The 14,044-nt window shown below is 30.9% G+C and carries 14 protein-coding genes and 1 tRNA gene; all 15 read right to left on the bottom strand.

The genetic code is table 4. From position 1 onward, the window contains the following. Window positions 1–246: 246 nt before the first annotated feature. The 15 genes from CJF60_RS05000 to CJF60_RS04930 all read right to left on the bottom strand — a co-directional run bounded on the left by CJF60_RS05000 (window position 247) and on the right by CJF60_RS04930 (window position 14,044). A tRNA-Gly gene (locus CJF60_RS05000) sits at window positions 247–320 on the bottom strand. Between the two features lie 161 nt (window positions 321–481). Continuing rightward, window positions 482–1,282, bottom strand: a complete 801-nt coding sequence (locus CJF60_RS04995) for an MIP/aquaporin family protein (RefSeq protein ID WP_084232220.1) — start codon at window positions 1,280–1,282, stop codon at window positions 482–484. 2 nt (window positions 1,283–1,284) lie between these two features. Beyond that, entirely contained in the window at window positions 1,285–2,820 is a 1,536-nt protein-coding gene (glpK, locus tag CJF60_RS04990) for a glycerol kinase GlpK (RefSeq protein ID WP_084232221.1), read from the bottom strand. A 9-nt stretch (window positions 2,821–2,829) separates the two neighbouring features. Further along, window positions 2,830–3,981, bottom strand: a complete 1,152-nt coding sequence (gene glpO / locus CJF60_RS04985) for a type 2 glycerol-3-phosphate oxidase (RefSeq protein WP_234805277.1) — start codon at window positions 3,979–3,981, stop codon at window positions 2,830–2,832. Window positions 3,982–4,363: 382 nt separating this feature from the next. Continuing rightward, a complete protein-coding gene (gene atpC / locus CJF60_RS04980) occupies window positions 4,364–4,780 on the bottom strand; it encodes an ATP synthase F1 subunit epsilon (protein ID WP_084232223.1) in 417 nt (138 codons plus the stop codon). Next, window positions 4,780–6,183, bottom strand: a complete 1,404-nt coding sequence (gene atpD / locus CJF60_RS04975; protein WP_084232224.1) for a F0F1 ATP synthase subunit beta — start codon at window positions 6,181–6,183, stop codon at window positions 4,780–4,782. The genes atpC and atpD overlap by 1 nt, the downstream gene beginning before the upstream one ends. A gap of 16 nt (window positions 6,184–6,199) precedes the next feature. Next, window positions 6,200–7,039: an ATP synthase F1 subunit gamma gene (gene atpG, locus CJF60_RS04970; protein ID WP_084232225.1), complete on the bottom strand. Its 840-nt coding sequence runs from the start codon at window positions 7,037–7,039 to the stop codon at window positions 6,200–6,202. Window positions 7,040–7,044: 5 nt separating this feature from the next. Continuing rightward, window positions 7,045–8,631: a F0F1 ATP synthase subunit alpha gene (gene atpA / locus CJF60_RS04965; RefSeq protein ID WP_084232226.1), complete on the bottom strand. Its 1,587-nt coding sequence runs from the start codon at window positions 8,629–8,631 to the stop codon at window positions 7,045–7,047. Continuing rightward, window positions 8,621–9,187, bottom strand: a complete 567-nt coding sequence (atpH, locus tag CJF60_RS04960; RefSeq protein ID WP_084232227.1) for an ATP synthase F1 subunit delta — start codon at window positions 9,185–9,187, stop codon at window positions 8,621–8,623. Before atpH ends, atpA begins: the two co-directional genes overlap by 11 nt. A gap of 2 nt (window positions 9,188–9,189) precedes the next feature. After that, window positions 9,190–9,753: a F0F1 ATP synthase subunit B gene (gene atpF, locus CJF60_RS04955; RefSeq protein ID WP_084232228.1), complete on the bottom strand. Its 564-nt coding sequence runs from the start codon at window positions 9,751–9,753 to the stop codon at window positions 9,190–9,192. A gap of 42 nt (window positions 9,754–9,795) precedes the next feature. Further along, window positions 9,796–10,020, bottom strand: coding sequence for an ATP synthase F0 subunit C (atpE, locus tag CJF60_RS04950; RefSeq protein ID WP_180738018.1), 225 nt, complete (start codon window positions 10,018–10,020; stop codon window positions 9,796–9,798). Window positions 10,021–10,147: 127 nt separating this feature from the next. Then, on the bottom strand, window positions 10,148–10,966 hold the full coding sequence (locus tag CJF60_RS04945) for a F0F1 ATP synthase subunit A (protein WP_084232230.1): 819 nt from the start codon (window positions 10,964–10,966) through the stop codon (window positions 10,148–10,150). Beyond that, complete coding sequence (locus CJF60_RS04940) at window positions 10,950–11,396, bottom strand: hypothetical protein (RefSeq protein WP_143823395.1); 447 nt, start codon at window positions 11,394–11,396, stop codon at window positions 10,950–10,952. The genes CJF60_RS04945 and CJF60_RS04940 overlap by 17 nt, the downstream gene beginning before the upstream one ends. Window positions 11,397–11,482: 86 nt before the next feature. Then, the gene (locus CJF60_RS04935; RefSeq protein WP_084232232.1) at window positions 11,483–11,881 is read right to left on the bottom strand and encodes an RpiB/LacA/LacB family sugar-phosphate isomerase; all 399 of its coding nucleotides are present in this window, start codon (window positions 11,879–11,881) and stop codon (window positions 11,483–11,485) included. Window positions 11,882–11,890: 9 nt separating this feature from the next. Then, window positions 11,891–14,044, bottom strand: a complete 2,154-nt coding sequence (locus CJF60_RS04930; RefSeq protein WP_084232233.1) for a phenylalanine--tRNA ligase subunit beta — start codon at window positions 14,042–14,044, stop codon at window positions 11,891–11,893.

Raw genomic sequence — 14,044 nt, 5'->3', positions numbered from 1 at the left:
AGGGTATAATAAGGGTACCTAAAGTTTTGTTTAGGATTATCTATTAGACAAAGCTAAACACCGTAATTCACACTATCAAATATCTGAAAATTTATTACAGTTTTATTTTTCAGAGTAGTATAAGGTCAAAAAAAATTCATTTTTTCAATTAAAAATTTAGTAGTAATCATTTTTAAGATTAAAAAATAATTTCAGTAAAAATAAAAAAAGTAGCAATTTGCTACTTTTATGGTCAATAAAATGATATGGAGCGAGTGAAGGGAATCGAACCCTCACAATCAGCTTGGAAGGCTGAAGTTCTGCCATTAAACTACACTCGCATTTTTACTTGCTTTTTAATTATACATAAAAATTTTGAATTGACAAAATTTTTTTATAGCATTTTTAAGTCGCAAAACACCGCAGTTTTAGGCATTAAAAAATCAGTAGTTCTTCTTACAAACTACTGATTTTAATTTTGCTTATTTTATTAATTTTTTAATTAATAAAATAGCCCTGGTGTAACTAATACTCCAATAATTCCACCTGTAATAGGTCCTAGTGATCCAATTCATGCATATGATCAATCAACTTTACCTTTATTTGGAACTTTAACAAGTTGTAGAATAACTCTAGGCATAAAATCACGTGCTGGGTTAAGTGAATATGCTGTAGTTGTTCCTAATGATAGAGCAATTGCTAGAATGATTCATCCAACTACCATGGTTGAACCTGTTGCTGTTTGAATCTGTGCATTACCTGCTACAAAAGCAATTAATAACACTAACATAAAGGTTGCTACAACCTCTGTTAAGAAGTTAAATTTGTAATTTCTTACAGAAGGTCCTGTGTGGAAAGTTGCTGCAATTGAACCTTGATCTTCTGTCAATTTGTATTGAGGTCAAAATAGCATAACAACAAATAATTGTCCTACTGCTGCTCCTAATAATTGAGCAATTAAACCTACAAAGAAGAAGGCTACAGGTAGACCTGAACTACCTGTATGTAAATTAACAATGAAGTTGTTAATTGTAAAGACAGGGTTTAATAAACCTGAAGGTAAACTTCAACGCCCTAAGGTTTGAGGTATATAAGTTGCAATAATTGTTCCTGAAGCAGCCGCTCCTGTGAAAACGGCTAGCATTCAAGCAAAACTGAATAGTAATCACTTAGCATTAGGGTTTTTAGTTCCTTTTAAAACCCCACCTGCTACAACAGCATTACCTAGTAAAAGCAGAATGAATGTCCCCAGAAATTCTGCTCCAAAAAAGACTCCTAAATCTTGTCCTGTAAACGGTCCCATAGTTATTTTTTTGCCTTTCTAATAATATCATTTGATCAATTTAAAGTTCTTTTGACTGCTTCATTTCACTCATAAATTAAGTCATCTTTTTCATCTTCAGAAATTTTTGACTCTAATTCAATGTCAATTTTTGTGATTGCTTTGATTTCTTCTAAAGAACTTCAGTACTTAACGTGTAAACCAGCTAAATAAGCTGCACCCATCGCTGTAGTTTCAATATTTTTTGGTTTTGAAATTTTTAAGCGAGAAATGTCTGCTTGAAATTGCAATAAGTATTTACTATTTGAAACACCACCATCGACTTTCATGATCTTAATTTTTTCTTTTAAGTCACTTTCCATCGCTTTTAATAAGTCATTTGACTGAAAAGCGATTGCTTCTAAAGTCGCTTTGACTAAGTGTTCACGGTTAGTTTGTCTTTCAAGCCCAAAGATAGCTCCTTTAGCTGAAGAATCTCAATAAGGTGCTCCTAATCCTGTAAAAGCTGGTACAAAATAAATTTTTTGCCCATCATCTTTTACTTTCTTAGCATAGTAGTCACTTTCATCTGAATCATAGATCAGTTTTAGACTATCACGTAGTCATTTTAAAGCAGCTCCTGCAATAAAGACAGATCCTTCTAAAGCATAATAAGGTTTTTCATTACCTACTTGTCAAGCAACAGTTGTTAATAAGCGATTTTTAGATCTAACAAGTTCTTGACCTGTATTTACTAACATAAAAGCACCTGTTCCATAGGTGTTTTTTACCATCCCTTTTTCTCAAGATAGCTGACCAAAAAGTGCTGATTGTTGATCTCCAATTGCTGAAGTAATTGGTACAATTCCTTTAGCATTATTTGATCAAAATTCTTTTTTAATGTCTCCAAAATGTGAACTTGAAGCTTGCACTTTAGGGAGAATTTCCCGTGGAATTTCTAGTAATTTTAGAATTTCATCATCTCAATCTAAAGTATTGATATTGAATAATAAAGTTCTTGAAGCATTTGAAACATCAGTTGCATGCACTTTACCATCTGTCAATTTTCAGATTAATCATGTGTCAATTGTGCCTGCAAGTAACTTACCTTTAGCTAGTTTTTCTTGAGCACGCTCAACATTTTTTAAGATTCATCTTAATTTAGTTCCACTAAAATAAGGGTTAATAATTAAACCAGTTTTATCAATAAACATCTGTTGATGTCCTTGTGAAATAAGTTCTTCACAATATTCACTAGTTCTTGTATCTTGCCAAACAATTGCGTTATAAACAGGTAATCCTGTTTCACTATCTCAGAGCACAATTGTTTCACGCTGATTAGTAATTCCTGCTGCCGCAATTTGATGAGATTTAATTCCTACATCATTTTTAACAGCCTGCATTGTTGATAATTGAGTTGACCAAATTTCAAGTGGGTCGTGTTCTACTCAACCACTTCTTGGGTAAATTTGTGAAAATTCTTTTTGACTTACACCAATTACAGTCCCTTTTTTATCAACTATTAAACTTCTTACACTAGTAGTTCCTGAATCTAGTGCAATAATATATTTGTTGTCCATTTGTTTCCTTTAAAAAAATATTTCATAATCTGGTTTGAATCCAGACTTTTGTTTTAGTTCTAGACCTGCATTTTTCACTAGTTTTTCAATCTCTAGAGCAATTGCAGGTGCAGAAGCTAGAGCAGGAGATTGCATTCCTGCAGCATTGATAAAGCGTTTATTGGCTTTAGCATGATTAATTACAAAATCGTTAGTTGCAATATCTATTGGGCGTGAACCTGATAAAGAAATTGATGTTTTATCAAGTCTTAAACTAGGAATAATTTTGTTTCCTATCGCTCCAATATAGTCATATTTTTCACGTGTAATTAATCTTGTATCCTCTTTAGCAACACCTTCTTCAGCAGTAGGTCCAACTAATACATGACCATCTAAAGTGGGCGCTACTAAGACACCTTTGCCATGAATTGTTGGCACCATAAATAAGATATTTCTTACCACACCTGCTTCAGAACGAGCTAGAATACGGTATTCACCACGCCTTGTTGTTTGCTTAAAGTCAGGATAGCCTGCCTTTTCAGCTATAACATCAGCGTAGTGTCCAGCTGCATTGATAATAGTTTTTGCATAATATTTTTCACTACCATTAACAGTAATTTCAAAATAATCACCATGATCTTTAATTCCAGTGACTAGACTATTTTTCTTGATAGTTAAACCATTATTTGTTGCTGCTGCAAAGAAAGCATGAGTTGCTTGCACAGGATCGATTGCGTAAGAATCTCAATAAACTAATGCCTTGACAACGTCTTTATTAACGTTTGGTTCAAGTTTAATAATTTCGTCTTTATCAATGATTGAAAGAAATTCCTTAGGTACTTTATTAGTCATACCTCTTTCGTATAACATATGTAAATGTTTTACTTCTTCATCGTTAAAAGCTAAAACTATTGTCGGAATTTTTGCTCTGTTAAACTTTAGGTGCTTAAAGATTTGTTCTTTTCAAATCTGAACACCTAGAACGTTTAACTTCGCCTCAATTTTATGAGGCTCAGGATCAAATCCTCCATGTAATGCCCCTGAATTACCAGTTGATGTTTCACCAGCTAGAACAGGGTTTTTTTCAAATGTAATAATTTTTACATCATATCGGCTTAATTGGTAGGCGATTGCTCCACCTATAATTCCACCACCGATAATCGCAATGTCTTGAATATCCATTGTTTCCTTTCGCTTAAAATAGCACATTAATTATGCTACGGAACTGATTAGTCTGCAAAAATATTTAATTTTTTATGAAAATTTTCACATTTGGAACTTTAAATTTTAAATTAATACTTTTTTAATAGGAAAATAAGTTTAGCTCTTTGTGATTAAATCCAGAAATATTAACACTTAATTTTGAAATTTGTTTCAGTATTTTGGCTAAATTTAGCAGATTTTGTAAAATTATTTTTACCTTTTGAAGGTCGCTAGTTGTAAAGTGAGTTATTTTAAATATTTAATCTATTTTGTTTTCAGTCCTTTTCTATCATAGAAATGGATAGAAAAAGGCAATAAAAAAATGGACTTTGTAGTCCACTAAAATTATTTATATAAGTGATTAGTGCTTGTTTGAAGCAATCTTTAAACGGTTAATTGAACGCTTTAATCTAGCTTCTTGCTCACTATCAATTGTACCCTGGCGGCGCAAATCATTCAATGCTTTTTGAGCTTCATCTTGTGCTAATCTGGCTCTTTCAATATTGATATTTTCAGAAAACTCAGCAGCCGAAGTAACAATTGTTATTTGATCTTTTTTGACATAAACAATCCCTGAATCAATCGCTACTGAGCGATGTTTAGGAGTGTTTATGTGGTTAATATGTAACTCACTAATTACTAAATCAGCAATTGTTTCTTCCATATTTGCAAGCAGTCCTAAGTCACCTAGAGAAGTTCTAATTGTGACAATATCAACTTGATCATCATAGAAAACACCCTCAGGAGTTGTAATAGTTAGCCTTGTAGTTTTAGCCATTAATTACCTTCGTTTGCTTTAGCAACTGCTTCTTCAATGGTTCCTACATATAGGAAAGCATCTTCAGGTAGGTCATCGTGTTTACCACTAAGAATTTCTGAAAATGAACGAATTGTGTCGCTTAACTTAACAAGCACACCTTTTTTACCTGAGAACTTTTCAGCAACAAAAAATGGTTGTGATAAGAAGTTTCTGATTTTACGAGCCCGTTGCACGATCTTTTTATCTTCATCAGAAAGTTCACCAATTCCTAGAATTGCAATAATATCTTGCAATTCTTTAAATCTTTGCAGAATTTTTTGCACATTTAGTGCTGTTTCGTAGTGTTCTAGCCCAACAACTTTTGGATCAAGTAATCTTGATGAAGATGCAAGTGGATCAACTGCAGGATAAATTCCTAGAGCTGCAATATTACGATCAAGCACGATTTTTGCATCTAGATGGTTGAAAGTAGTTGCAGGTGCAGGGTCAGTTAAATCATCGGCAGGCACATAAATTGCTTGCACTGAAGTAATTGAACCACTTTTTGTTGAAGTAATACGCTCTTGTAATTGACCCATTTCAGTTGCTAAAGTAGGTTGATAACCTACGGCTGAAGGGATTCTTCCTAGTGTCGCAGATACTTCTGAACCTGCTTGAGTGAAACGGAAAATGTTATCAATAAATAATAAAACATCTTGGTTATTAACATCACGAAAATGTTCAGCCATTGTTAAACCAGTTAATCCAACACGCATTCTCGCACCAGGAGATTCATTCATTTGTCCAAAAACTAAAACAGTTTTATCTAGAACACCTGCATCGATCATTTCATGATAAAGGTCATTTCCTTCACGAGTTCTTTCACCAACACCTGCAAAAACTGATAAACCACTATAAGCAACAGCAATATTATTGATTAATTCCTGAACTAAAACGGTTTTACCAACTCCAGCACCACCAAAAAGACCAATTTTTCCACCCTTTAAGAAAGGCGCTAATAAGTCAACAACTTTAATTCCTGTAACAAGAATTTCTGAAGTAGTTTTTTGATCTTCATAACTAGGTGCTAATTGGTGAATTTCACGGAAGGTTTTTGCGTTAATAGGTCCTTTTTCATCAATAGGATCTCCTAAAACGTTAAACATTCTACCTTTAATTTCTTCACCAACAGGTACAGTAATTCCTTTACCTGTGTCAAGCACCCTTAGACCTCTTTTTAATCCAGGAGTGTTACCATCACCGATGATAATTGTTCTTACCATGTCATCACCAACATGTAGAGCAACTTCTAAGGCTAGCTCCGTTGTATCATTAATTTCAACAATTAATTTATTGTTTAAAGCAGGCATTCTATCAGGGCTAAAACGCACATCAACAACACCACCAAAGGTTCTAGCTAAAGTTCCATAATTTTTTTCCATAATTCTTCCTTTTTAACTAAGTTAAATTACCAGCGACAATTTCAGCAATTTCTTGAGTAATTTTACTTTGTCTAGTTTTGTTGTAATCCATTTTTAAGTTAGTGATTAACTCTTGTGCATTATTTGTAGAATTTTCCATCGCAATTCTGCGTGTTGCCATCTCGGCAACTTTTGATTCAGCAATTTTTTCAAAAACAATTGAACCTAAATAAATTGGTAAAGCAATTTTAAAAACACTTAAAGGACTAGGTTCAAACGCTAGTTCTGTTTTTTTAGATTCACCTAGATTTGTAAAATCAATAGGAAAGAGTGTTTTTAAAGTTACTTCATTAGTAACAGCGTTGATAAATTTAGTGTAAACTAAATTTATTTGCTTAATTTCACCTTTTAAAAATAAAGCAATGGCTTTTGAAATTGCATCTTGAATTGGTTCATAATTGATTAAATCATTGACTGAATGATACTCTTTAACAACTTCATATTTTTTACCTGAAAAGTAGTTAATACCTTTATTACCAAAAATAATTAACTTATCAAATTCACTAATTTGTGAATTAAGTTTTTTAAAAACATCAGCATTATATGAACCTGCTAGTCCTAAATTTGAAGTAATTACTATAAAAAGTGTTGAGTTTTTAGGATTTGCTGGGTAAAAATCTTTTGCCAAAGTATCTTTTAAACGAATTTGCACTTCATTGAACATTTCTTCAACAGAATCTGCATAAGTTTTAATTTTTAAATGGTGTTTTTGCGTTTTACGAAGTTTTGCTGCAGAAATTAATTCCATCGCATTAGTAATTTTTTTAATGTTACCTACTAAGTGAATACGCTGAGAAATTTTTTGTAAATTTGCCATTTTTATTAAGCACTTTTAGTTGCTTCAGCCTTTTTATTTAAATAAGGAATAGTTCTATAATCTTTAGAATTATAACCTGGAATTGTTTTAGTTTGATCTTGAGCGATTTTGATTAATGCTTCAAGAATTTTAACTCTTAAATCTTCACTTAATGCTTTTGATTTTTCAAGTTCACTTCTTAAATTAAAACCTTCTTTAGCAAAATATTTTAAAATATTTGCTTTGTAAGTTGTGATTTCACTGACTGGTAAAATGTTGGTAACTTTTTCTTTTAAAGCTAAGAAAATAATTACTTGTTCAGTTTGTTCAATTGGGTTATATTGCTCTTGTTTTAAGATTTCATAAACTTTTGAACCATGGTCTAAAATTGACTTGGTTGATTCATCTAAGTCTGAACCAAACTGAGCAAAAGTTTGCATTTCGTTATATTGAGCTAAATCTAATTTTAAAGTTCCAGCAACTTGCTTCATCATTTTGTATTGTGCTGCACTACCAACCCTTGACACTGAATAACCAACATCGACAGCAGGTCTTTGACCTGCATTGAATAAGGCTTCACGAGTAAAAATCTGACCATCAGTAATTGAAATTACATTAGTTGGAATATAGGCTGAAATGTCACCTTGCTGAGTTTCAATAATTGGTAAGGCAGTAATTGAACCACCACCATATTTAGAATTTAAGCGAGCTGATCTTTCTAATAATGAAGAGTGAGTATAGAAAATATCTCCAGGGTAAGCCTCACGGCCAGGAGGGTTTCTTAACAATAATGAGTTAGTTCGATAAGCCACGGCGTGTTTAGTTAAATCATCATAAACAATGATCACATCTTGACCTTGTGACATAAATTCTTCAGCAACACTAGTTGCAGCATTAACTGCAATATGAAGCATGATTGGTAATTCACTAGCTCCTGCTACAACTACTGTTGTATATTCCATGGCGTTATTATCTTCTAACTTTTTAACAATTTGCGCAACTGATGAGTTTTTCTGACCAACGGCAACATAGATACATTTTACGTTTTTACCTTTTTGGTTTAAGATGGTATCAATTGCGATCGCTGTTTTACCAGTTTGTCTATCACCAATGATTAATTCACGTTGACCTTTACCAATTGGGATCATTGAATCGATTGATAAAATTCCTGTTTCCACAGGCTGATCAACCGCTTGCCTTGTCATAACTCCAGGAGCTGTAACAAAAACTTGGCGCATTTTTTTACTATTAATTGGACCCTTTCCATCGATCGGGCGAATTAATGCATCAACAACACGGCCAGTAACTTCTTCACCAACAGGTACTGAAACAACATCACCTGTACGTTTAACTTCCATACCTTCTTTAATCAGATCACTTTCACCTAATAAGGCAACTCCGATGTAATCTTCTTCAAGGTTAAAAGCTAGTCCATAAACATCATTAGGAAACTTTAATAATTCATAAAGTTGGGCATCATCTAAGCCTGCAACGATAGCGATTCCATCCCCTGTAGAAAGTACTTTTCCAACTTCAGCAAAATCTCTTTTTTGTGAATAAGTTTTAATTCTTTCTTTCAGTAAGGCTGTTAGTTGTTCAACTTTATTTGACATTATTTTGCTCCTTTAAAATGCTTTGTGCGAATTGATCTAATGAACTGTTTAAGTTATTAGCAATTTTTTTACCTCTAATAATTAGTTCATAACCTGCAATTAATTCTTTTTTAACTTTGTTAGTTAAAATGATTTTACTGTTTAATGAAGTAGCAATTTGCTTTTCTAATTTTAATAAAGTTTTTTCATCTAAAGCATTTGCTGTATAGATTTGCACTTCTTCATAATTGCTTTTTTCATAAAAAACTGATAAGGCTAGTTTTAAGAAAAAACTCAAGCGTTTGCTTTGACCTTTATCAATAATGATGAATAATCAGTTCGTAAAATAAGAACTGAATGCTTTAAATTTAGCAATTTCTGCAAAAATTGCTTTTTTATTCTCAAGTGAATTATCGTTATTAGCTAGAAAATCACGAATTTCAGTATTAGTTTTTAAATATTTCTTTAAAAAAACTAACTCTTGTAAGTTTTTTTCTTCTTCATTAAATTCTTTTGCTAATTCATATAAAGCGTATGCTAATGCTTTGGCATATTCATTAATATCTTGGGCTAGCATTTTTAATTATTTTCCTTTAATTCAGCTAATGATTTATCAATTTCATTAATCAGTTGTGCTTCAACATCTTTAGAAATTTCTTTGGCAATAACTTTTTTTGATAGCGCTAGAGAAATATCAAGAATTTGCTTTTGAGCATTTTCTTCGAATTTTTCTTTTTGTCTTTTTTCATCAAGATGAGCATCTTCAATAATTTGTTTTGCTTCTTGTTTAGCACGATCAATTTCTACATAGGAAATTTTTTCAGCTTCGATTTTTGCTTTTGAAATAATATTTTGTGCTTGTACTCTGGCTTCAGATAAACTATCGTGAGCACTTGTTAATAAATGTTCACTTTCTCTTTTATTAACTTCTACAGAGTCAATATTTTCTTGAATATATTTTTGTCTTTCAGCAACAAACTTTTTAACTGGTTTATAGATTAAATAAGTAATTAAAAGAAAGGCAAGTACAAAAGCAATCAGCGTTGCAATTAATAGTGGAACTGATGGAAAAAGGCGCTCAAAAGTATCCCTAATTTCTTGACCAGTATCACTTCTTGTCGATATGGTTTGCAATAAATCCATAATTGACTCCTTATTTTATATTGTTTGTTTGCGATTTCAAAATTAGTAAACAAACACTAATAGAATAGAGATGATAAACGCATATAAAGCAGATGATTCAGCAATCGCCATTCCAATAATTAACATTGATCTAATTTGTGAAGCTGCTTCAGGATTACGACCAACTGCTTGTGAAGCATATCCAGCTGAAACCCCTTGCCCAACTCCTGTACCAAGTACACCTATCATGGCAAGACCTGCACCAACAGCAACTAATCCTGCTGCAATTCCTGCACCCTGTGAATTAGCTGTTGCAGATGTTTCTAAAATTTTATCAACAACTCTGCTCACTGGTGCCATATTTGATATTACGTCCATAAAATACTCCTTTAGTAAATTTTATAAATTTAAGTGACTAATGTGCAAGATGAAGTACTTGCTGACTTTTGTGTTTTTTCTTCTTTGCATCTCTTGCCAGTTTATGTTTATAAGATTCATCACTGGCTTCGTTGACTCAATATATCATTGATAACAGCATAAATACATAACTTTGGATTAGCGCACTAAAAGCATCTAAGTAAAGATGGAATAGTGGTGTCAATAAAGGTCCTAAAACATAGTTAGGAACAGTACTTTGTCCGTTTGTATTTAAAAATCAAGCACTCAGTGAATATAGTAAGAAAGTAACAACTGATCCAGTTGTAATATTTCCAAACATTCTGACTGAAAGAGAAATCAAAGGAATAAATTGACCGACTATTTCGATTGGATTCAAATATCTTTTTAGCATTTTTCAGCGTTCAAACATAATCGCTATAACATAAATCATTGATCAGGTTATGAAAGCAAAAAGTAAGGGAATTGAATAACTTGTTGCAAGTGCTGGAAAACCAACAAGTGGTAATAAGTTACCTATCAACAAGAATGTAAAGAGTGTAAATAAGTAAGGCGCGGTAAAATTAATTTTTCCGTCAGTTGCTGATTTAAAAGTAGTTTCAAAAAAACCAACATATTGCTCAGCTGCAAAGATTACACCTTTAGGCGCTTTTTTAGGGTTTGCTTTTTTAAGTCTGATAAAGATTCATAAAGCAAGCACTAATATAATTATTAAGGTAAGAACTAGGGAAACTATTTGTGGTTGTACCACTCAAATCTGACTAGTTACTAAACTGCCTTCGGCTTCTGGGGTTGCTTCAGCACTAGATTGCAAAGCAACGTTATTTAGCAAATTCATCCTGTTTTCGCTTTCCTTTAATTTTATCAAAGTAATGTTTTACAAAAATCGCTAATGGTAAAGTTGAGATTGCTACGATAAAAGCAAATAAATTAATTGGTTGTGAAATTGTAATTAAAGGACTTTCAATATAAACATGAAAGTAAACATCTATTAAAATTATCATTACCAATAAAATACCAATAACTATTGTTTTAAACAAATATATAACGATTCAAAGATATCGTTTAATTTTGAACTTTAATAATTTAAATAATTCAATATTTATTTTATAGATTAATCAAATCGTGATCATGCCGATGATTCAACCTAAAAACGCATAGTATTTTATTGAGCTATCAGCCATTAAACTTAAGGTTACAATTGCCCCTAAAAAGAAACAAACTAGTAGAATAAAATCTATCGAGAGCGTTTCTAATCGTTTTACCATGCTTTTTTATTTTAGTACTATTTTTAAAAATATAAGATTAAATTTAAAAAAAATCTAACAGCCAAAAACTGCTAGATTTTCTGCCTTTATTGCTTCTCTAATTCATCTAGAGCATCAATAAAATTCTGTAAATTATGGGTTTTTCCACCCAAAGTAATGATTTTTGGTTTTTTAGTTTGAATAGATGTTTTGATTTCTGCTTCATCAGTTTTAATGTTTAAAACATTTTCAACTTTTTGTTCAGTTAAATATTCTAAAACACCTCGACCTGAACCACATACACCGACACCAAAAATGATGTCTTCATCCTTCATAGCATCTTTCATTTTAGTTGCTAATGTAGTGTATGAATTGACACGATCTTCATTTGGATATGAACCTAGATCAACAACTTCATAATCACGTTTTTCTAACTCATCAATGATTTCTTTTTTTAGTTCTAAACCTTGAGAAATATTACCGATGATGATTTTCTTTTTTGCCACAAAATACTCCTAATTTGTTTTTAAAAGAAGGCTTGAATAATCTTCTTCACTATATATTCTAACAGTAATTATTTTTTTACCTTCTTTTTCAAATTCACTAATTATTTTATAGTCAAAGATTTTTTCTAAACTTGTAATTTTAGTTTCAATAACTTTTGAATTTTGATTTAATTCTAATTCAAAATTGACATCATAAACTTTTAATTGTTTACTTAGATCAAAACTATTTTTTGAATATTTTTTAGAGGTAATTTCATCAATTAAAATTTCAGCAATGACAACATCATATTCACTAACTGAAGCATCTAATCTAGCAATATAACCAACAACTTTGTTATTTGATTTAATAATCAAGTTTTTAATTTTATGAGCAAAATCTAGAACATTTTTTTGATGTTCAAAAATTAAATCATAATTTCTAAAAATTCTGATTAAGTCATTTTTTAATTTTAAAAAACTATATTGATTTGAAGCTAAAGCCATCACTCTATTTGAGTTATTTACAATTCCTATTTCATAAATTGAAATGTTATCCATTTTTCTTTTTACGTTGTAATCTATGACTCCTAAAAAAGAATTAATTAATGAGTTTCTAACCACTTCTCTTTCTTTAGAAACAAAGGTTTGTAAAACCATTTCTTTTTCAAATTTAAAAGGATTAAAAATATTTTTTTCTTTTGAAATTAATGAGTATGTTTTTACTTCTTGATAACCAAGTGAAGGAACAACATCTAGGAAATTATCAATATCTTCTTGAATGCTGAAAGGTGCGACTTTTGGGGCATTTGCGACAATTTTTTCATATCCATAAAATCTTAAGATCTCTTCAACCATGTCTTGAATGTTCTCAATATCATGGCGATAAGTAGGTATTATAACTTCATCATTTTTAAATTCAAAACCTAAAATTTCTAATGACTTAATTGCTTCTTTAAAATCATATTTTTGATTATCTGAAAGATAATAATAAACATCTTCAATTTTAAATTTTAATGACTTACTTTTTAGCTCTAAATTTTCAGAAACAAGCACATCATTATTAAATTTATTAGCAACAAAATTAATTGCTAAATTCATTGTTCCTTTAGAAATTTCTTTGGCAGATTGGCGACCAGCATTTGATTCCAATTTAATTGTATTCATACTTTTTCTAATCGCCTTGTTGTCAAAAATTCCAAATTCAAAAATGTAATTATGTCCTTTACTTTCTTTGACAGAAAACTTTTCAATTCCCATAACACCTGCTAAAGAAATAACATCTTCATTATTTTTAATTGCTAAAGTATTTTCTAATTTAACTTCTTTATTTCCTAAAATTTCAACTTTGTCATTACTATTAGAAATACTTACATTTTGAAGATCTTTTTCATAGTAAACATGGGTTGGCATTCCTGTCATAATTAAAGATAAGTTTGTTAAATCAACAATATCATTAATTGATTTAATATTATTTTTAGCAAGTAATATTTGTTCTTCAATTGTGATTTCAAATTCATCTTTTGTTTTTAATAAAACAAAATTTTCAACATCATTTTTAGTAACTTTTAATGTCTTATTTAAGTCATATTTTTTAGAATCATTTTCAAGTTTTTGATTAACTTGAAAATATGCTCTCAGTTCTTGAGCCATTACTAAATATGAATTAGCATCGCTACGATTTGTAAGGATTTTAATGTCAATAATTTGATCATCTAATTTGTAATACTTAACAGGATCTAAATTTAAATCAATCTTATCAATTAATAAGATTCCGTTTTTATGTTCTTCTCTAGCAAGTGTATCATTAGGGATTAATTCTGCAAAAGAAACCATCATTCCTTCTGAAACTATACCCTTCATTTTTTTTGCTTCAAGTGTTGTACCTTTTAATTTTGAACCAGGTACAAAGGCCATTAAGTAAGCACCATCTACGACATTTTTTGCTGCTGTTTGAATAATTCTTACTTTGTCATTGAATTGCACTTCACAAACAGTTAAGTTGTCACCTTCAGGGTTTTTGTAAGTTTTTAAAACATGTCCAAATTTAATCCCTTCAACATTTTGAAAATTGCTAATTGACTCAACTTCAAAACCTATGCTATTAATTGCTTTACTAACATCTTCGATTGTTACAGATTGATCTAAACCTGCAATTTCTTTTAATTTTAAATATGAAAATAACAT

Source organism: Mycoplasmopsis agassizii (assembly GCF_002272945.1).
Lineage (GTDB): Bacteria > Bacillota_I > Bacilli_A > Mycoplasmatales > Metamycoplasmataceae > Mycoplasmopsis_B > Mycoplasmopsis_B agassizii.
The sequence above is the reverse complement of the archived record's forward strand: the minus strand, read 5'-3'. Positions and strand labels throughout refer to the sequence as shown.